This is a genomic window from Niallia yueguangensis, from assembly GCF_052663115.1.
On record NZ_JBQTCX010000009.1, the window covers coordinates 115483 to 136337 of the forward strand.

Consider the following 20855-nt stretch of genomic DNA (forward strand, 5'->3'; position numbering starts at 1 on the left):
TTAATTCTCCCCCTTTAATGCATCTGCAACTGATTTACTCGTTTCTTCATCATAAATTGAGAAAATTTGTGCTTTCCGATTTATTTTTTTCACTAATCCTGCCAATACTTTACCTGGGCCGATTTCAATAAAGGTATCTACCCCTAATTCCATCATCTTGTTAACAGAATCTTCCCATAAGACCGAGGAATATAATTGTTCGATTAAAAGCTGCTGAATCGTTTCCTTGTTTTCAACCGGAGCAGCCGTTACATTTGCAAAAACCGGCACTTTTGCATCGTTCATATTAACATCATCTAAAATCTTAGAAAATTTAACTGCTGCAGGCTTCATTAATTCCGAATGAAACGGTCCGCTCACTTCTAAAGGAATTGCTCGTTTAGCACCAGCTTCTTTTGCCTTTTCACATGCAAGTTCGATTCCTTTTGCTGTACCAGAAATAACAATTTGTCCTGGGCAATTTAAATTTGCCAGCTGCACTGCATTTCCTTCATTTGTAACAGCTTCCGTTACTTCTGTAAGAATGTTTCTGTCTAAACCTAATATAGCAGCCATTGCACCTTGACCTGAAGGTACCGCTTCTTGCATATATTCACCGCGTTTGCGAACTGCATAAACAGCATCTTCAAATGCTAATACACCACTTGCTACAAGCGCAGAGTACTCTCCTAAACTATGTCCAGCAACATAGTCTGCTTCTATGCCAAATTGTTTAAAATGTTCTAATAAAGCAATACTTGTTGTTAATAGTGCTGGCTGTGTATTATATGTTAATGTTAATTCTTCTTTAGGCCCTTCAAAAATCAGCTTGCTTAATGGAAAACCAAGCTTTTCATCTGCTGTTTTATAAAGGGATGCAGCTTTAGCAAAATTCTCTGCTAATTCTTTTCCCATCCCTACTGTTTGGGAACCTTGACCTGGAAAAACAAACGCAATTTTACCCATAAAAAAAATCATCCTTTCATAAATATGCAAACTATAGACAATTTACCACCTTTTTTGTTGCTCACGGTCAAAAGAAAACTCTTTCGATTAGTCATGAAAACTTAAAAATGGAACTTTCTCTAAATTCTGCCACTAGTCCGTGTTCAAAAAGGTAACAAATTAGAAGCAAGCCAACGAAGAGATTAGAAGCTTTAGTTTAGTGCCTTTTTGAACAACCTCTACTATACTTTTGTTGTTTCAATCGTTGCTTTAATCGTATCAATTACTTCAGATTGCACGACTTCTCTCGCCTGCCTAATCGCATTATATATCGCATTGCTATCAGAAGAGCCATGAGCTTTAATAACAGGCGCATTCAAACCAAATAGTGCAGCGCCTCCATATTCCGAGTAATCGAGTTTATTGCGGAGCTCTTTTAAATTTGGCTTTAAAATGCCTGCAGCAAGTTTAGTTTTTAAATTGCTTGTAAGGGCAGCTTTCAACATTTTAAATATCGATAATGCTGTTCCTTCAATTGTTTTTAATACCATATTTCCGGTAAATCCGTCTGTAACCACGACGTCACAAACCCCGTCTAATAAATCTCTTGCTTCCACGTTTCCGATAAAATGAATATTGTTGTTTTGCTGTAAAAGTTCAAACGTTTTTTTTGTTAGTTCATTTCCCTTTGTGTCTTCCGAGCCAATATTCAACAACCCTACTCTTGGATTTTTTATGCCAAGAACCTTTTCTGTATAAATGCTGCCCATCATCGCGTATTGTTCTAAATGAATCGGTTTTGCATCCACATTTGCTCCAACATCTAATAAAAGAAAACCATCACCAGCAATAGTCGGCAAAGTAGGGGAAAGGGCGGGCCGCTCAATGCCGTCAATTCTTCCAACAATAAATAATCCTGCCGCCATTAAGGCGCCTGTGTTTCCGGCAGAAATAAACGCATCTGCTTTTCCTTCTTTTACTTGGTTGGCACCAAGTACCATACTGGCATTCTTTTTTTTGCGTACAGCACGTACCGGTTCGTCTGTTGCAAGAATTTTTTCCTCTGTATGGATAATTTTAATTCTTTCGTTCGTTGTTAAGTAGGATTGGATCTGCTTTTCGTCCCCAATAAGGATAAGCTCCACATCACTAAAAGCTTGAATCGCTTTTTCTGCGCCTAAAACTATTTCCTTTGGTGCGTGATCCCCACCCATTGCATCAATTGCAATTTTCATATTTGTATCTCCTGTTTACCGTTATTTTTTGCCCGATACATTTCAAACTCGCCTTTAAAAACTAGTTCTGAATTAACAAAGCTATTTACTTCCACAAAGGTTCTGCCATGCTCTGTATCTATATGAACCACTTTCGCTTTTGCTATAATTCTTTCTCCTATTTTAACAGATCGTGTAAATTGAATATTTGCTTTAGCTGTAAGCGCAACATCCACATTAATTAATGCAACTGCCAATGAGTTGGCTTGTGCAAATAAATAGTGTCCTCTCGCTATGCCGTTACGTTTAAAAACATGTTCTTCATTTACTTCAAATATGGAAATTGCAGATTTATCCAGTTCCATATCAATGATTTCGCCAATTACTTCTTCTAGTGGCAACGACTTTACTTCGTCATCAAATGTTTTTTCTGCAACATTTTTTATCCGTTCTCTTAATTCAGGAATCGATAATTCCAAACGATCAAGACGAATGGTTTGCACACTAACAGAGAATTTTTCTGCTAAATCTTCATCTGTAATAAAAGGAGTGTCTTTAATTGTCTTCACCAACAACAGTTGGCGTTCCTTTTTATTTCTTCTCATTTGCAACACCGTCCATGATATTAAGACTAGGTACTAATAGTAGTATATAATTAAAAAAGGTAGATTGCAAGTTAGCATCTACCTTTTTTTATTTAATCTAATTTCTCACCAGAAAACACGCCTGTTTCGGTTAACAAATCTCGCAAATGCTTATATTCTGTCCCTTCCCAAAAAGCGGTTGACTGAATGAGCATCGCTGCATCATTTCTGGCAGTTTCTAATGTTCGATAATCGTGAACCATATCTGCCATCTTAAATTCTGGCAGCCCACTTTGCTTTTTGCCGAAAAAATCACCTGGTCCTCGTAGTTCTAAATCTTTTTCACTAAGGACAAAACCATCATTTGTTTCGGTCATTATTTTCATTCTTTCTTTGCCGACATCTGTTTTCGGATCTGCCATTAATACACAGTATGACTGTGCGTCTCCACGGCCTACACGTCCCCGAAGCTGATGAAGCTGAGATAAGCCAAATCTTTCTGCATCATAAATTAACATAAACGTTGCATTTGGCACATTTACCCCCACTTCTACTACGGTTGTACTGACAAGAATTTGAATCGTATTGCTGCTGAACTTTTTCATGATGTCATCCTTTTCATCAGGGGGAAGTTTTCCATGCATTAATCCAACTTTGTAGCGATTTTGAAAGAAGGTAGAAAGGGTGCTATGTACATCCAACGCATTTTGAACATCTAATTTTTCTGACTCTTCAATAAGAGGACAAATAACATAACTTTGTCGACCTTGAGAAAGTTCTTTTTCCATAAATTGCAGAATTCGTGTTAACATATCGTGTTTAGCCCAATACGTTTCAATACTTTTTCTTCCTGCAGGCATTTCATCAATGATGCTGACATCCATCTCGCCAAACACTGTGATTGCAAGCGTTCTTGGAATAGGAGTTGCTGTCATAAACAGCACATCCGGGTTTTCCCCTTTTTCCCGCAACACCCTTCTTTGATTCACCCCAAAACGATGCTGCTCATCTGTGATAACTAACCCTAATGATTGAAATTCCACATCCTCTTGAATAAGAGCATGTGTACCAATTAATACATGAATCGTTCCTTCTTTTAATTCCTGCAATAATGCTTTTCTTTTTTTCCCTTTCACTGAGCTTGTAAGCAATGCACATGAAACGCCAAAAGGCTCAAACATTTTTTGCAGCGAATCTGCATGCTGTTCCGCTAAAATTTCTGTTGGCACCATCAATGCCCCTTGATAGCCTGAAAGAATAGTCGCATAGAGAACAATTGCTGCAACTACCGTTTTCCCTGAACCAACATCTCCTTGTAAAAGGCGATTCATTCGAAAAGGACTTTTCATATCTTTTAAGATTTCATTTACTACTCTTTTTTGCGCATTCGTTAACGGAAATGGCAATTGATGAATAAATTCTTTTAATGAATCCAATTGATAATGCTGCTCGATCCCTTGTGAGTGTTCCCGCTCATATTTTCTCAGCGCCTGCATTTTTAACTGAAACAGTAAAAATTCTTCATAAACAAAGCGTCGCCTCGCCTGTTTTAACTCTTCTCTGCTAGCGGGAAAATGAATCGTGCGAAGAGCTTCTTTTCTAGGAAGAAGTCGGTATTTTGTTAATATGGAGCTTGGAAATATTTCTTCTATTTTGTTATCATATTGGTCTAGAGCTATCGAAATAAACTTTCTCAACCCTTTAACCTTAACATTTCCTTTTACTGCATATACTGGTTCAAAATCTTGTGCTTTTTGGTTGCTGCCAATTTGCATCTCGTTTGCTGTTATAGTCTGACGATGCTGATCCCATTTCCCTGTAACTGTAACAAGTTGATTTGCTGCTAATTTGCTTTTTAAATAAGGCTGGTTAAAAAATACAACGCTGATTAAATAATTCTCTACTAATAATTTAATCGTTAATCTTGATCTTTTTTTTCCGTAATAAACAAGGGACGGTTCACTATGAACCTTCCCTTCTACCGTCACTTTCTCTTCATGTTTGATTTCCTCTAAGTTGCGGAGCCGATAGTCTTCATAACGATAGGGGAAGTATTCCAGCAAATCATAAATAGTACGAATATTCATCTCTTCCAGTTGTTTTTTTGTTTCGGAGCCAATTCCTTTAATATGATCTAGTGATTGATGCAATACTTCGTTCACTTTATAACGCAGCTTTCCCAAAGATTTCTGCTTTTAATTTCCTTGCAGTTGGTGTTGCTGCCAACCCTCCTTGTGCAGTCTCTTTTAATATATTCGGCATCGACAAACCCATGCGATACATGCTGTCATTTCTCTTAATCATACCATATGATTCTATCTTTACGCTCATTTCTTATTTAAAAGGCTTTATTGATTTTAAAAGAAGGTCCGCAGCAGGAATACACTTCGCTTTCCACGGGCGAATGCCAAGCCTCCTCGTCGCTGCGCTCCTGCGGGGTCTCGCCTATTTCGCTTTTCCCGTAGGAGTCTTCGTGTATTCCTGCTGCTCGGTGCTTCAAATATAGACAAAAACAACAATATCGTTTTACAGAGCCATTAAAAAAACTGTATGCCGACTTTAAAAAGGGCATACAGTTTCTATGTCACTATTTTATTCTATTGAAAAAATAAACGCATATAATGGTTGGTTCCCGTCGTGTATTTCTACTTCCACATAATCAAATTCTTCTTCGATTAATGCAGCAAGTGATTCTACTTCTTTATTAGAAGCATCTTCTCCCTTAATAATCGTCAAAATTTCTGCCTCTTCATCGAGCATCTCTGTTAATAATTTTTTAGCAGATTCCAGTTTTTCTTTGCTTTTTACGACAATTTTACCGTCTGCTATGCCCATAAAATCACCGGTTTCAATGTGAAGCCCATCAATATTTGTATCTCTTACCGCATAGGTTATTTGACCCGTTTTCACATGCTCCATCGCAGCAGTCATGCTTTTTGCATTTGCCTCCATCTCGTTAGATGGATTAAAAGCAAGCAGCGCAGCTATACCTTGTGGCACGGTTTTACAAGGAATAACTGCAACATGATTCCCTAATACATCTACAGCTTGTTCAGCCGCCATAATAATATTTTTATTATTTGGTAATATAAATATTTTTTTGGCATTAACCTGTTGAATCGCTTTTACGATATCCTCTGTACTCGGATTCATCGTTTGTCCGCCTTCAATAACACTGTGTGCACCAATACTGCGGAAAAGCTCGGCAATTCCGCTCCCCATAGTAACCGTAACAATTCCGTATTCTTTTTGCACTTCTTCTTGTTGAACTGGTGTAGCATCAAATAATTCTTTTGCTCCACCGTCAACTAAATTACTATGCTGTTCCCGCATATTTTCGATTTTCATTTTAACTAAGCTGCCGTAGTTTTGACCAAATGTTAATACTTCGCCAGGCTGGTTAGAGTGAATATGTATTTTCACAATCTCATCATCTGCAATCACCAATAAAGAATCGCCATATTGACTTAATTGTTGTCTAAAGTCTTCTTCTGAAAAAGGTTTATTACCTAATTTGTCTTTTTCGAGACGAACCATAAACTCTGTACAATAACCAAATTCAATATCTTCCGTACGCATATAACTGTGAACATTTTTATGATGTTCTGCATTAACAAGTTCATTCATGGATACAACCGCTTTCACTCCATCAGGGAGTACTTCCCCTTTTAGCTCGGCAAGGAAACCTTCATATACAAAGACAAGACCTTGTCCGCCGCTGTCTACTACCCCAACTTCTTTTAAGACTGGCAATAAATCAGGCGTTCTGTTTAAGGAAGCTTTAGCTTCTTTCACGACATCTTCCATAATAGCAATAATATCGTCATTCGTTTCTGCTGATTGGACACCTTTTTTCGCAGCATCCTTCGCTACTGTTAAAATCGTTCCTTCCACTGGCTTCATTACTGCTTTATATGCCGTTTCAACCCCAAATTGCAAAGCATTTGCAAAGTCTTTTCCTGTAATGCTCTCCTTCTGCTCTATCGATTTTGAAAATCCACGAAACAATTGGGAAAGGATAACACCAGAATTTCCTCTCGCTCCCATAAGCAATCCTTTCGAAAGGGATTGGCCTACTTTACCGATATGTGATTGAATATTATTTTGAACTTCCTTGGCACCCGATGTCATCGACAAATTCATATTTGTCCCTGTATCGCCATCCGGTACTGGAAAAACATTTAACGCATCTACATATTTAGCATTAGAGGATAATAGGTTTGCTCCTTTGATCACCATTTCAGCAAAACGCTTTCCTTCTAAAACTGTAATTGGCACTATGTTTCCTCCTCACATACTACAGGTTCGTCACACGAACTCCTTGAACGTAAATATTAACCGAGTCTACATCAAGTCCAACTGTCTTATTGAGTGTATATTTCACTTTTGATTGAACATTATGGGCAACCTCGGAGATTTTCGTTCCATAACTAACAATGATGTACATGTCAATTTGCACTTCTTCATTTACATTTCGAACAATTACTCCACGAGTAAAATTTTCTTTACGCAAAATATCAGTAAGGCCGTCTTTAATTTGATTTTTAGACGCCATTCCAACAATGCCGTAACAGTCTACAGCAGCTCCACCTGCAATTGTTGCTATTACATCTGTTGAAATATCTATTTGTCCGTAATTCGTTTTCAGTTCAATGGACATGCGTTTTCCTCCTTTGGAATTGCTCTTAACTACTGACATTTTACTATAACATAATAATTTTTGAAAGCAACAAAAGCGGAAGCGCCATAGTCAGCACTGAAGCTAGACACCTAACTAGCTTCAAATCCTATACTTTTTTTATGGCTTTGTTAAACTTGCCTGTTGATTTCCGCTTCAGGAGTTCGCGGTCCGGGAGCCTCCTCGGCGCATAGCGCCTGTAGGGTCTCCCTCTGACTCGCTTTTCCCGCAGGAGTCTCACGCCTGGAACGAAAATCAACATAGTGCCAAAATCAACAATGAGCTTTAACATAGCTTTTTTTATAAAAAATAAAGTGAAATCTGCATGTCAAGGAAATTTTCTTGAAAGCTTATCATACAACTATTGCAATCAAAGTAGTTGTATGATAAATTATTAAAGTATCTTTAATGAGGATTATTTCGGATATTTCTCAAAAGTAATTGCTAACTATGAATTTAAAAACTCTTATCTTAGAGTTTTGGTTATAAGGAGGGAAATATACATGCCACGTAAATGTGTTGTAACTGGTAAAAAAACAACTACAGGTAATGCTCGTTCCCATGCGATGAATGCTAACAAGCGTACTTGGGGAGCAAACCTTCAAAAGGTTCGTATTTTAGTAGACGGTAAACCTAAACGTGTTTGGGTTTCTGCAAGAGCTCTTAAATCTGGTAAAGTTGAACGCGTATAATTAGAAAAGCGCAGGCGCCTTGCTCAGCCCCGAAGAAAAATGTTTACATGACTCAAAAAGTGCTTTTTACTTTTAGAGGCATGGGGTTATTTTTCACAGGGGTTAGGCGCCAGAGCTAGACAGTTATCTAACTTCAGATTTAATTTCTAATTAGAAAAGCGCAAGGCTAAATATTCGGCGACATGCTGATACTAATTGGCAAATAAAAAAGGACATTTTCATGTCCTTTTTTATTTGTACATTTTGTGAAACGGTTCAAAATAAAGATTGTCTGTACAAAAAGACATCCTTCTTATGCCTTTATTCTTTTTTAAACGTTCCCAACATCGCGCGGACAAGTCCTCCTAAAAATTTAGGCAACTTAATGGTATAAAATCTCATGCATACCGCCCCTCCTTCATGGCCCAATATTAAAACCAGCAACACCACTAATATCCTATTCAAAAAAAACAAATAAGTACTTTTTATTGGATGATTTAATCATGACTTCTTATTACCATTAATATGCCTTTAGTAAAAGAAAAAGTACCATAATCACTAATAAGTTCATTACTAATACATAATGTACTGCTGATAGGAATATGCCTGTCATTTAAAGGATATTTAAAACCTTCTAATGTTAGACCTATAATATTTGTACTGTACGGAAAGAAGGAAACGTAAGGATAGTTTTCTTTTCCTTTTATTGAATATGTACCTTCTTTCACTAAATATACGATATTTTGATGATCAATTATTTCTATATGTATTTGTTCATTCTCTACTATTTCTTTTAATAATAACTGAAGATTTGCAATCGTATGATCGAGGCGTCCTCCTGTTGCTCCAAACAGACGAATAGTATTCGGCTGTTTTTGTGTGGCCCAATTAAGGGCAAGCTCCATATCTGTTTCATCTTTTTCAGGTTTGAATTTTTTTATAGTGGCAGCCTGTTGTTTTATTTCTAGCCATTCTTGTTCATTTACTGAATCAAAATCACCAAATGCTGTATCCACTGGAATTCCCCTTTGCAATAAATACAAAACGCCCCTGTCTACTCCAATCCAAATAGCATCCTCATATAAATATTCTGCAAGCATTGGAATATTATTTTCAGGACCTCCTGCCATAATATGAATATCCATACTTCTCCCCTCCGTTTTAAGTAAGCCACATTTTATCTTAAGGCTCTTTTCGTATAGTTTGTTGTTATTTAACCCGCAGCCTGAATACACTTCGCTTTCCGCGGACGAGTGCCGAGCCTCCTCGTCGCTATGCTCCTGTGGGGTCTCGTCTTTCTCGCTTTTCCCGCAGGAGTCTACGTGTATTCAGGCTGCTCCGTGCTTCAGCCATGTTTATTATTTTATGCAAAAACATCAAACTTTTAGAAAATGGCCTATCTTAAATAGTAAAAAAGAGCATTATATGAATGCTCATTGATTTGTTCTATTAGTATTTTGGTTTTCGATCTTTTATTTCCTGCAAAAAATCTTTATAATGCTCGTAGCGATATTCCGCGATTAATCCAGCGTCCACTTCTGCTTTTACCGCACATTTTGGTTCAGAAAGATGTAGACATCCTCTAAATTTACAGTTGTCACTTGTTTTCTCTATTTCAGGAAAACAGTAATTTACATCCTCTACTTGCAAATCGGTAAATTCTAATGAACTAAAACCTGGTGTATCGGCAACTAAACCATCTCCAATAGATATTAGTTCAACATGACGTGTTGTATGCTTTCCTCTGCCGAGATGGGAAGATATTTCATCCGTTTTTAATTCTAAATCTGGACGAATAGCATTAAGCAAAGAAGATTTGCCAACGCCTGATTGACCAGCAAATACGGAAATCTTTCCTTTTAAATAAGGTGTAAACAAGTGAATTCCTTCATCTGTTTCCGATGAGGTCAAAATGACTGGATAGCCGATTCTTTCGTAATACTCCGCATATTTTTTCATTTTTTCTGCTTGTTCAGCAGAAGTTAAATCCATTTTTGTAATACAAATAATTGGATCAATTTGATTATATTCGACTAATACGAGAAACCTGTCCAATAATGCCGTGCTAAAGTCTGGTTCAACACTAGAAAAAGCAAGAATGGCTTGATCAACATTAGCAATCGGAGGTCTCACCAATTCATTTTTTCTTTCTTTCACTTCCAAAATATAGCCATCTGTTTCGTTTTCTGCTTGAAAAACAACTTCATCGCCTACTAAAGGTGTCACTTTGTTTTTACGAAACACTCCGCGACCTCGACATTGTGTAACAGCTCCATCGCTTAACACATAATAAAATCCACTTAACGCTTTAATAATTTTGCCTTCTGGCATAAATAGCTACGCTCCTTAATCTGGATATGGGACAACTTGATCAAGAATAACACTTGTATCTCTCAACACTTTGTACCCTGCTTTATCATCCTTCGAAATCCGTAAATGTATTGTTTTTTTCGTTGTTTCCTGAATCGTAAAGGTATCATACGGTTCCGTCATATTATGATCAAGATCTTGTACGTATATGATTACTTCTTGTGGCTGTCCTTCTTCTGCTGGTTCATAGGGAATCGTAATTTCTTCCGTTATTTCTTTTGTACGGATGGTTTTTACACCTTTTGAAATCACAATCGAAATATTAGATCCTACCTCAACATTTGTACCTGCTTCAGGAGATTGAGAAATAACAAGCCCTTCATCCACCGTATCGCTATATTCCTTAGTGAAATCTACTGTGATGCCAACAGAACTTGCATATTCGTTCACATCTTTTTTAGTTAAATCGGTTAAATCCCTTAAACGGACAAGCTCAGCACCTTTACTGATCGTAAACTCAATATCGGTTTCTTCCGGCACTACTTCATCCCCTTCCAAAAAATCTTGGGAGAGAATCGTTCCAGACGGTTCATTTTCATCAAACTTCTCTATCTTTTTTATACGTTTAAACCCTTCTTTTTCAAGCAGTTTGGCAACATCTTCATACTGTCGTCCAACATAATCATCCAGCTCATATTGCTCTTTTCCTTTACTTTCATAAATATCAATTTCCGTTCCCTTTTTTACATTTCTCCCAGCCTTCGGACTAGTGCGAATAACGGCGCCTTCTTTTATTTCTTCATCATTTAATGAAATCGTTTCTCCAATGACAAATCCAGATGACTTCAGTTCCGAAATAGCTTCTTCTAATTCAACACCAGTAACATCGGGTATTGCAACATCTTCAGGAATAAGCATATTTGGAAGAACGGTAATAATAAATATAACTCCTAATAACAACAGTAAAAAAACAGAAACTAATAATACCGTGACTTTTTTGCTTTTCTTTTTTGGTTTTTGGCTGCTAGTATTTTGGTTTATTGCTACTGGTTTTGTTGCTTGTTTTATTTTTTCTTCTTTGCCATGAATAATCGTTTCATCAAAATCTTGGTTTGATCGGTCGTTTGTGATAATAGGGATTGCTTTTGTTGCTTCCTCATCAATTGGTGCAACAAATTTTGGTTCATTGCTTCTTTCTGGATCAAGAGCTGTCCTTAAGTCATCTTCCATTTCTTCTACACTTGCATAGCGGTGAAAGGGATCTTTGGCTGTTGCTTTTAATACGATATTTTCTACACTTTGTGGAATGTCTTCATTCCATCTTCTTACACTAGGAGTTTCTGACTGTAAATGCTTTAATGCGATCGACACGGCAGATTCTCCAGAAAAAGGAAGTCTTCCTGTTAATAATTCAAACATAACAATCCCAAGTGAATATATATCTGATTTTTTATTCGCCATTCCTCCACGAGCCTGCTCTGGTGATAAATAATGAACAGAGCCAAGCACAGCATTTGTTTGCGTAATACTCGTAGCACTTAATGCCATCGCAATGCCAAAGTCGGTTATTTTCACATTACCAAACTTATCAACTAAAATATTATGTGGTTTAATGTCTCGATGGACAATATTATTTTGATGGGCATGGGAAATAGCTGACGTTAACTGTTTCATTATTTCAATTGACGTTTCCACCGGAACAGGAGAATGTTTTTGTATGTATTGTTTTAATGTATATCCATCTACATATTCCATCACGATATAATAAATAGAGTCTTCTTCTCCAACATCATATATGCTGACAATGTTAGGATGCGTTAAGCTTGTTGCAGACTGTGCTTCCCGATGAAATCGTCGAACAAATTCATCATCATTGACATAATCAAGGCGTAGCATTTTTACGGCAACGTCCCGATCAAGGATCATATCATGAGCCAGATAGACGTTCGCCATTCCACCGCCGCCGACCATATCTAATATTTTATAACGACCATTTATCCTTTTGCCGATCATCATGTAGCTTCACCTGCTCGATTACTATAAAAATATTCTAAAATAACAACGGTTATATTATCTTCTCCGCCATTTTCATTTGCAGTATTGATTAATGCCGCTGCCTTCGATTCGAGAGAAGCTTCTTGTTTAAGAACCTCTATCAGTTGATCATCGGTCACTTTGTTTGTTAATCCGTCTGAACAAATTAACATCATGTCACCTTGCTCAAACATAATGGTCATAATATCAATGCTTAAGTTTTCATCTGTTCCTAAAGCTCTTAATACAACATTTTTTCGCGGATGATTTTCAGCATCTTCTTTTGTAATTTGGCCCATTCTTACTAATTCATTTACTAATGAATGATCTTCCGTTAATTGTTTAAAACCGTCTTCATTATATAAATAACAACGACTGTCTCCAACATGTGCAATGCTTGAGAAATTTTCAGTACTAATAACAGCAATAATGGTCGTTCCCATTCCATCACATTCAGGATGTGCTAAAGCGTGTTGTAAAACATAATGGTTCACTTGAAGAATATTCGTTCGCAACCATTTTTCTGCTTCATCTGCAGTAGAAATATGGTCATTTACATTCCATAATTCTGTTAGTTTTTCCACCGTTAATCTGCTCGCTACATCACCAGCACGATGTCCGCCCATGCCATCTGCTACGATGGCAAGGCGTTGACCACTTTTATTAAAGACAATGGCTCCATTGTCTTCATTATGATGACGTACTTTTCCTTTGTCTGTCATAAAAATTTCTTTCAACATTGTCACCTCGTCTCTTCTTGTCGCTCCTTTGCACGCAGCTGTCCACAAGCAGCATCAATATCGGAGCCTTGTTCTCTGCGTATTGTTACATTTACTCCATGATTTTTTAATGTTTTTTCGAATAAGAAAATTTGATCTCTTGGTGTACGAACATAGTCTCTTTCCGGAACATAGTTAACTGGAATTAAGTTAACATGACATTTGATTCCTTTTACAAGTTTAGCCAATTCTTCTGCATGTTCTACTTGATCGTTTACATTTCCAAATAATCCATACTCAAAACTTACTCTTCGTCCGGTTTTCTCTACATAATATCGAATAGATTCCATCAACTGCGGGAGTTTATACGCTCTGTTGATTGGCATTAAACGGCTTCTCAGCTCCGTATTAGGGGCATGCAAGGAAACGGCAAAATTAATTTGCATATTCTGATCGGCAAATTCATAAATTTTTGGAACGATCCCACTAGTAGAAACGGTAATATGTCTAGCACCAATATTTAATGCTTGATCATGATTAATAATTTTTAAGAAGCTTAACATATTCGCAAAATTATCAAAAGGTTCCCCAATTCCCATAATAACAACAGAACTTACACGCTCATCTAGTTTATCCAGTGCCTGTTGTACTTTAACAACTTGGGCAACAATTTCGCCTGCCTCTAGATTTCTTTTTAGCCCACCAAGAGTAGACGCACAGAATGTACAGCCGATTCGGCAGCCGACTTGTGTTGTTACACATACAGAATTGCCATATTCATGTCTCATTAAAACCGTTTCAATCGAATATCCGTCATGCAGTTCAAATAAAAATTTAATCGTACCGTCACTGGATGTTTGTTCAATAATCGTTTTAAGCGTCGTAATCGTAAAATGGTCTGTTAATAATTGACGTAAACTTTTCGACAGGTTCGACATTTCTTCAAAACTTGTAATACGTTTTTTATATAGCCATTCAAAAATTTGGTCTGCTCTGAATGGTTTTTCACCGTTCTCTTTTAACCAGTCTTTTAACTCCTGTAATTGTAACGAGTAGATAGATGGCAACGTTTCTGTAGTAACTTGTTTCTTTTCTGTTTTTATTTGTTCCATTCTTACACCTGCTTTCTTAATGCGGCTATATAAAAGCCGTCTGATCCAAAATATTGTGGCAATATTTGCAGCTCATGTTCCTTAACGTAGGAACGAACTGGTTCTGGCATACGTTCTACTAATGTTGTATCTTTATAAAAGTTTGCATGCTGTTCTAAAAAACGTTCCACTACTTCTTCGTTTTCTTTTGCATCAATTGTACATGTACTATAAATCAATAATCCACCTTTTTTTAATAAAGACGACATCGTTTCTAATAGCTGTAGTTGAATAGTGTGCAGCCTATCCATATCTTGTTCTTCTTTTGTGTATTTAATATCTGGTTTTCTTCTCATTACACCTAATCCAGAACAAGGCGCGTCCAGCAAAATTCGGTCAAATGACTCGTGTTCAAGTACTTCATTCAGCTTTCTTGAGTCCATTGCTTTTGTTTCTATATTATGAAGATTTAATCTGTCTGCATTTTGGCGAATTAGCTTTACTTTATGGCTATGGAGATCGACGGATAACACTTGTCCTTCATTATTCATTTTCTCTGCAATATGAGTTGATTTTCCACCTGGTGCTGCACAGGCATCCAATACCGCTAACGGTTTTTCTACATCCAATGCATAGGCAACTAACATGGAGCTTTCATCTTGGATCGTTAAAAACCCTTTTTGAAAACAAACCGAATGAGCAATATTTCCTTTTAAACATTGAACTCCTTCTGGTACAACATCACTTGCTGCGACTTGATATCCTTCTTCTTCTAACAAAGATATACATTCTTCTTTTGATATTCTTGTGGTATTTACACGTGCTGTTTGAACAGGAGCTGTTAAATTTAATGCACACATTTTTTTCGTTTCTTCTAGTCCGAATTGATTTACCCATCTTGTTACTAGCCAAAGCGGATGACTTGTTTCCGTTGCCAGCCTTTCAATCGGATCCACAATCTTATCTAATGATGGTACACCTTGTCTTTGGATATTTCTTAATACAGCATTGACTAAACCGGAAATTCCTTTATGACCGCGTTTTTTTGCAATCTCCACCGCTTCATGAATAGCAGCATGATCTGGAATGCGATCTAAATAAAGAATTTGATAAAGCGTTAATTGCAGCAAAGATACTACCCAACTTTGCATTTTATGGCTATTTTTTAAAAAAGGCTGTAAATAATAAGATAAGGTTATTTTTCTTTGCAACGTGCCATAAACGATTTCTGTTAAAAGTCCGATGTCTTTTGCAGGAAGTTCATTTTTTTTAATGCTCGTATTTAATAACAGATTGCTGTATGCTTGATTATTATTGATTGTTTCTAATATATCTAACGCTGTTTCTCGAACGTTTTTTTTACTTGTCATTTTCTGCTCCTACTACTTCTAATACAGCTATTTTTGCACCTGCGCCTCTTAAAAATACTTCTGCTGCCATTTTCTTTTTGCCTGCAGGCTGAAGCTCCGTTATTTTGATCGATGTTTTATTGCCAGTCGCAACGACAATGCCATCTTTTTGAACCTCAACAATCGTTCCAGGTGCAGCATTATTAGAGGTTGTCACCTTTTTTGCATTCCATACTTTCATCACTTCGTTTTGATACGTGGTGAATGCAACGGGCCAAGGATTCAAGCCGCGGATTTTATTGTAGATTTCTTCTCCAGAAAGAGACCAATCGATTTTTTCATCTGAACGTTTTATATTAGAGGCAAAAGTTGCTTCCTCATCTTTTTGAGCAATTGGGGTAATCTCGCCTGCCAACAGCTTTGGCAATGTTTCAGAAAGAAGCGAGCTTCCGGCTGCACTTAATTTGTCATGCAGCGTACCAACTGTATCTTCTTCTGCAATCGGTACTTCCACTTGTGTTAAAATATCTCCAGCATCCAGCTTTTCTGCCATATACATAATGGTAATCCCTGTTTTTTCTTTTCCTTGGATAATACTGTAATGAATCGGCGCACCACCTCTAAGTTCAGGCAATAGGGACGCATGCACATTAATGCATCCATGCTTCGGCGCTTCTAATAATTCATTCGGCAAAATTTGGCCAAATGCAGCTGTTACAATTAAATCCGGCTGCAACTCTATAATTTTTGCTAATTCTTCTGACTGGCGGATTTTTTCCGGCTGGTAAACAGGAATCCCATGTTTTAATGCTTCTACTTTTACAGGCGGCGGTGTTAATGTTCTTTTCCTGCCAACTGGACGATCTGGCTGTGTTACCGCTGCAATTACATGATAGCCATCCTTCAATAGCTGCTGCAGTACTGGTACAGAAAAATCTGGCGTACCCATAAATACAATGTTTGTCATTCAGATTCCACTCCTTCTAACTCTTCTTCCTCTAAATAGCGGGTAATTTTTGTCGTAAAAAGAACGCCGTCTAAATGATCCATTTCATGAAGAATAGCTCTTGCTAAAAAATCCTCTGCTTCGATAATAAAAGGTTTTCCTTTTTTGTTTTGAGCTTTTACTTTAATGGAAAACGGACGGCTCACTTCTCCGTACACTCCTGGAAAACTTAAACAGCCTTCTGGTCCATTTTGTTCTCCATTCGCAGATAGTAATTGTGGATTGATTAATTCAATCGTTCCCATCTCATCATCTATATCAACAATGGCAATTTTTTTACCAATTCCTATTTGTGGTGCAGCAAGTCCTACTCCATCAAATTCAATCATCGTATCATACATATCATTTAATAGTTTTGCTAATTTTTTATCAAATACTGTAACTGTTTCACATGGACGTTCTAATATTTCTGCTGGAAACAGTACAATTTGTTTTACTGCCACTTCATTTCCTCCAAATCTTCTTCTCCATTATTTAATGCAACGTTCTATTTTAAACTGTTTATTTCAAGAACACAAGCATGTTGTATTCCTACATTAGAATATAAGGATTAACATCAATGGAAATTTGTAAACCGTTTGTAGTAATTTCACCTTGATAATGGTCCATTATTGTTTTTAATACTGACTTTAAGTTAGGTTCTTGCTTGTATTTTATCAGACACTGATACCGATATCTATTTTTTATTCTGGAAATAGGGGAAGCAACAGGTCCTAAGACGACCGTTTTAGGAGAGAGCTTTTGCCTTACAACATGAGAAATTTGTTCCGTTACAGCAACTGCTTTCATTAATTGTTCATGGCTTACTGTGATAAGTGTTATATAGTAATAAGGAGGATAGGAGTGGCTTCTTCTTATCATCATTTCACTTTCGTAAAAGATATCATAATTTTGCTGACTTGCAAGCTCAATGCTGTAATGCTCTGGAGTGTATGTTTGAAAAACAACTTCTCCTTCTAATTCATGCCTTCCTGCACGGCCGCTGACCTGTGTTAACAGCTGAAATGTTTTTTCTGATGAGCGGAAATCAGGTAAATGTAGCATCGTATCAGCTGATAATACACCTACAAGAGTAATTTTTGGAAAATCCAGTCCCTTAGCAATCATCTGTGTACCTAGAAGAATATCTGCTTTGCCGTCTTGAAATTGTTTTAATAATTTTTCATGGGCTCCTTTTCTACTTGTCGTATCCACATCCATACGAATTACACGAGCTTCCGGCATGATTTTAGCAAGCTCTTCTTCTACCTTTTGCGTTCCCGTTCCAAAATAGCGAATATGTTCACTGCTGCATTCCGGACAATTGTTCGGTGTCCTATCTTCATATCCGCAATAATGGCATTTCATCTGATTATTGTATTGATGATAAGTTAAGCTAATATCGCAATGAGGACATTTCACTACATAACCGCAGTCACGGCACATTACAAAAGATGAATGACCTCGTTTATTTAAAAATAAAACCGTTTGCTGTTTTTTTTCAATTCGATCTTTTAACTTTTCCAATAACACGCTTGAAAACATGGAACGATTTCCGGCGCGCAGTTCTTCTCGCATATCAACAATTTGAACAGCTGGCAACGGATTATTGTTCATTCTCTTTTTTAATGTCAACAAAGAAAAAACACCTTTTTGCGCACGAGCAAAGCTTTCCAAAGAAGGAGTGGCACTGCCAAGAATGACTGGGCAATGATACGTTTCTCCTCGCTTTATGGCTACATCCTTTGCATGATAGCGCGGGTTTTCTTCTTGTTTATACGTCATTTCATGTTCTTCATCTATAATAATAATGCCTAAATTTTCAAATGGAGCGAAAATGGCTGACCGCGCCCCTACTACTACGTTCACTTCTTTTCGCTGTATTTTCCGCCATTCATCATATTTCTCGCCAACCGAAAGGCCACTGTGAAGAACGGCTACTTGATCGCCGAATCGGCCTTTAAAGCGATGGACCATCTGTGGTGTCAACGCAATTTCAGGCACTAAACAAATCGCTTCCATGCCTTTTTTTAAGACTTTATCAATGGATTGAAGATATACTTCCGTTTTTCCGCTTCCTGTTACTCCATATAATAAAAATACTTTGTGAAATGAATCATCAATGCTATGATGGATTGGCTCGATTGCCTGCTGTTGTTCTTCTGTCAACTGCAAAGGGGATGTTCTCTCAAATTCTCTTTCTTTATACGGATCACGGTACATTTCAACTTCTTTTTCCGCTAAGATGCCTTTTTCGATTAATCCTTTTATAACGCTACTTGATGTTTTCAGCTCTCCTAATAATACTTTCTGTTCAACAGACTCGTTTTTTTGCATAAAATATTCGATTATTTGTTGCTGCTTTTTTGCCTGCTTATTTAAGTTTTTAGCGACTTCTTGTAATTGTGTCCTATTTAGAAGAGAATAAATATGCTTTACCTTTTTTTTGTTGGCTCGGGACTGTACTTCATATACCACTTCGAGCTTTCCCTTTTTGACCTCTTTTTGAATAGCAGAAAGGGAGGTGGTTTTTATTGCTTCCTCCCATAACACTTCTTCTTTCCCATTAAATAGTGGATAGAAACTTTCTGGCAATTCTTGTTGATCGCCATTTGCAAGCAGCCTTATTTTCCGCTCATATTTAGCCTTCAAAGCAGGAGGCAGCATTGCTTGAAAAGCGGATATTTTATAACAAAGTGTTTGTACAGATAACCAATCTGCTAAATGCAGCAGTTCCTTATTTAATACAGGAACAAGGTCCATCGGTTCCGTGATTTTTTTTAACGAATGATAAGAGGACTCCTGCTCAATTGATTCAACAAACCCTTGTACTTTTCTCGGACCAAACGGCACAATAACACGCATTCCTGGCTGAATGATGTTTTCTAAATGTTCTGGTATAAGATAATCAAATGGTTTATCTGTTTGTTTAGCCGGTACATCTACCACCACTTTTGCAACGGTCATCCATTATCATCTTCTTTCAATAAAAAAGCTTGTTCTAACAACTCCAAGGCTACTTCATCTTTTGTTAATAATGGCAGCTCTTTTTTCTCGCCATTTTTCATATAAAAAGTGACTAGATTAGTATCTGTTCCGAAACCAGAATCTTTCCTGTTTACATTATTCGCTACAATCATATCAGCGTTTTTTCTTTCTAGCTTCTCTTTTGCATATTCTTCCATATTTTGCGTTTCTGCTGCAAATCCAATCAGCACTTGTTTGTGTTTTCTTGCTCCTAATTCTGCAAGAATATCTTTTGTTCTAGTAAACTCTATTATTTCCGATCCCGGCTGTTTTTTTACTTTATGATCATACGTTTTAACCGGCTTATAATCACTAACTGCCGCAGTTTTAATAATAATATCAGCAGAACTGCTATACTCCATTACGGCATCGTACATTTCGTCTGCGCTTTCAACAGCAATCACCTTTACTCCTTTTGGCGGAGATATTGCAGTTGGACCTGTTATAAGGATAACGTCTGCACCTAGATTCATCGCTTGTTTTGCAATACTATACCCCATTTTTCCTGTTGAACTATTGGAGATAAAACGCACGGGATCGATTTTTTCTCTTGTAGGTCCAGCCGTAACTAGGACGGTTTTATTGTGTAAAAATTGTTTTTTGCTAGAAAAATGTTCTTCCATATGTTCAATGATAATTTCCGGCTCTTCTAATCTACCTTTACCAACATAGCCACATGCTAAATAGCCTTCACTAGGGTTGATAAAACGATAGCCATAATCATATAATGTCTGAATATTTTTTTGCACTGCAGGATGGTCATACATATGAACATTCATGGCTGGCGCAATCCAGACATCACTTGTTGCCGCCAGTAAAGTAGTTGTCACCATATTATCAGCAATGCCATTCGCAAGCTTTCCAATCGTATTAGCTGTTGCCGGACCTAAAAGAATTAAATCTGCCCAATCTGCTAAATCGATATGAGCAATTACTTTTGCATCCTTTTCATCAAATGTATCTGTATATACTTCATTTTTTGAAAGTGCTTTAAATGTCAATGGAGCCACAAACTCTGTTGCTGCTTCAGACATGATGACTTTTACAATTGCACCCTTTTGCGTTAATTTACTTGTTAATGCACACATTTTGTACACAGCAATTCCACCGGTAATACATAACAATATCTTTTTTCCCTGTAACATGATGTTCCTCCATTCCAAATCCTTCGCTTCTTTTATTATGCAAAAAAAATAGAGATATTTCATCTAAATCAAACAAAAACATATGTCAGAGTGTAGAAATAGTATTTCATGCATCAATCTGCCC

18 protein-coding genes and 1 pseudogene are annotated in these 20855 nt (G+C 37.1%); 1 reads left to right on the top strand and 18 read right to left on the bottom strand.

The features are described 5' to 3' along the window. From fabD to ACTYA4_RS10515, 7 genes and pseudogenes are all read right to left on the bottom strand, one after another. The gene (fabD, locus tag ACTYA4_RS10485; RefSeq protein WP_443481447.1) at nucleotides 1-945 is read right to left on the bottom strand and encodes an ACP S-malonyltransferase; all 945 of its coding nucleotides are present in this window, start codon (nucleotides 943-945) and stop codon (nucleotides 1-3) included. Nucleotides 946-1166: 221 nt separating this feature from the next. Beyond that, nucleotides 1167-2159 carry a phosphate acyltransferase PlsX gene (gene plsX, locus ACTYA4_RS10490; protein ID WP_443481448.1) on the bottom strand — a complete coding sequence of 331 codons (993 nt, stop codon included), beginning with the start codon at nucleotides 2157-2159 and terminating at the stop codon, nucleotides 1167-1169. Then, complete coding sequence (fapR, locus tag ACTYA4_RS10495) at nucleotides 2156-2743, bottom strand: transcription factor FapR (protein WP_443481449.1); 588 nt, start codon at nucleotides 2741-2743, stop codon at nucleotides 2156-2158. Before fapR ends, plsX begins: the two co-directional genes overlap by 4 nt. Before the next feature lie 92 nt (nucleotides 2744-2835). Continuing rightward, nucleotides 2836-4884 carry an ATP-dependent DNA helicase RecG gene (gene recG / locus ACTYA4_RS10500; protein WP_443481509.1) on the bottom strand — a complete coding sequence of 683 codons (2049 nt, stop codon included), beginning with the start codon at nucleotides 4882-4884 and terminating at the stop codon, nucleotides 2836-2838. A gap of 1 nt (nucleotide 4885) precedes the next feature. Beyond that, a pseudogene (locus tag ACTYA4_RS10505) lies at nucleotides 4886-5011 on the bottom strand (L-serine ammonia-lyase, iron-sulfur-dependent, subunit alpha); the annotation flags it as partial. Between the two features lie 303 nt (nucleotides 5012-5314). Next, complete coding sequence (gene fakA, locus ACTYA4_RS10510; protein WP_445505625.1) at nucleotides 5315-7000, bottom strand: fatty acid kinase ATP-binding subunit FakA; 1686 nt, start codon at nucleotides 6998-7000, stop codon at nucleotides 5315-5317. A 19-nt stretch (nucleotides 7001-7019) separates the two neighbouring features. Beyond that, nucleotides 7020-7382, bottom strand: coding sequence for an Asp23/Gls24 family envelope stress response protein (locus ACTYA4_RS10515; RefSeq protein ID WP_443481451.1), 363 nt, complete (start codon nucleotides 7380-7382; stop codon nucleotides 7020-7022). 521 nt (nucleotides 7383-7903) lie between these two features. Here ACTYA4_RS10515 and rpmB point away from each other — a divergent pair. After that, the gene (rpmB, locus tag ACTYA4_RS10520; protein ID WP_066393509.1) at nucleotides 7904-8092 is read left to right on the top strand and encodes a 50S ribosomal protein L28; all 189 of its coding nucleotides are present in this window, start codon (nucleotides 7904-7906) and stop codon (nucleotides 8090-8092) included. Nucleotides 8093-8392: 300 nt separating this feature from the next. Here rpmB and spoVM read toward each other — a convergent pair whose 3' ends face one another. The 11 genes from spoVM to coaBC all read right to left on the bottom strand — a co-directional run bounded on the left by spoVM (nucleotide 8393) and on the right by coaBC (nucleotide 20731). After that, entirely contained in the window at nucleotides 8393-8473 is an 81-nt protein-coding gene (spoVM, locus tag ACTYA4_RS10525) for a stage V sporulation protein SpoVM (protein ID WP_032088878.1), read from the bottom strand. 95 nt (nucleotides 8474-8568) lie between these two features. Beyond that, entirely contained in the window at nucleotides 8569-9216 is a 648-nt protein-coding gene (locus ACTYA4_RS10530) for a thiamine diphosphokinase (protein WP_443481452.1), read from the bottom strand. Nucleotides 9217-9520: 304 nt separating this feature from the next. Continuing rightward, nucleotides 9521-10402 carry a ribosome small subunit-dependent GTPase A gene (gene rsgA, locus ACTYA4_RS10535; protein WP_443481453.1) on the bottom strand — a complete coding sequence of 294 codons (882 nt, stop codon included), beginning with the start codon at nucleotides 10400-10402 and terminating at the stop codon, nucleotides 9521-9523. A 15-nt stretch (nucleotides 10403-10417) separates the two neighbouring features. Further along, nucleotides 10418-12397 carry a Stk1 family PASTA domain-containing Ser/Thr kinase gene (gene pknB / locus ACTYA4_RS10540; RefSeq protein WP_443481454.1) on the bottom strand — a complete coding sequence of 660 codons (1980 nt, stop codon included), beginning with the start codon at nucleotides 12395-12397 and terminating at the stop codon, nucleotides 10418-10420. Continuing rightward, the gene (locus tag ACTYA4_RS10545) at nucleotides 12394-13152 is read right to left on the bottom strand and encodes a Stp1/IreP family PP2C-type Ser/Thr phosphatase (protein WP_443481510.1); all 759 of its coding nucleotides are present in this window, start codon (nucleotides 13150-13152) and stop codon (nucleotides 12394-12396) included. The genes pknB and ACTYA4_RS10545 overlap by 4 nt, the downstream gene beginning before the upstream one ends. A 5-nt stretch (nucleotides 13153-13157) precedes the next feature. Further along, nucleotides 13158-14246, bottom strand: a complete 1089-nt coding sequence (gene rlmN / locus ACTYA4_RS10550) for a dual-specificity RNA methyltransferase RlmN (protein ID WP_443481455.1) — start codon at nucleotides 14244-14246, stop codon at nucleotides 13158-13160. A gap of 2 nt (nucleotides 14247-14248) precedes the next feature. Then, nucleotides 14249-15595, bottom strand: coding sequence for a 16S rRNA (cytosine(967)-C(5))-methyltransferase RsmB (rsmB, locus tag ACTYA4_RS10555; RefSeq protein ID WP_443481456.1), 1347 nt, complete (start codon nucleotides 15593-15595; stop codon nucleotides 14249-14251). Beyond that, complete coding sequence (gene fmt / locus ACTYA4_RS10560) at nucleotides 15585-16541, bottom strand: methionyl-tRNA formyltransferase (RefSeq protein ID WP_443481457.1); 957 nt, start codon at nucleotides 16539-16541, stop codon at nucleotides 15585-15587. Before fmt ends, rsmB begins: the two co-directional genes overlap by 11 nt. Next, nucleotides 16538-17023: a peptide deformylase gene (gene def / locus ACTYA4_RS10565; RefSeq protein ID WP_443481458.1), complete on the bottom strand. Its 486-nt coding sequence runs from the start codon at nucleotides 17021-17023 to the stop codon at nucleotides 16538-16540. The genes fmt and def overlap by 4 nt, the downstream gene beginning before the upstream one ends. 88 nt (nucleotides 17024-17111) lie before the next feature. Further along, nucleotides 17112-19526 (bottom strand): primosomal protein N', encoded by a 2415-nt coding sequence (priA, locus tag ACTYA4_RS10570; RefSeq protein WP_443481459.1) that lies wholly within the window; start codon nucleotides 19524-19526, stop codon nucleotides 17112-17114. Then, complete coding sequence (gene coaBC, locus ACTYA4_RS10575) at nucleotides 19523-20731, bottom strand: bifunctional phosphopantothenoylcysteine decarboxylase/phosphopantothenate--cysteine ligase CoaBC (protein WP_443481460.1); 1209 nt, start codon at nucleotides 20729-20731, stop codon at nucleotides 19523-19525. The genes priA and coaBC overlap by 4 nt, the downstream gene beginning before the upstream one ends. Nucleotides 20732-20855 lie beyond the last annotated feature (124 nt).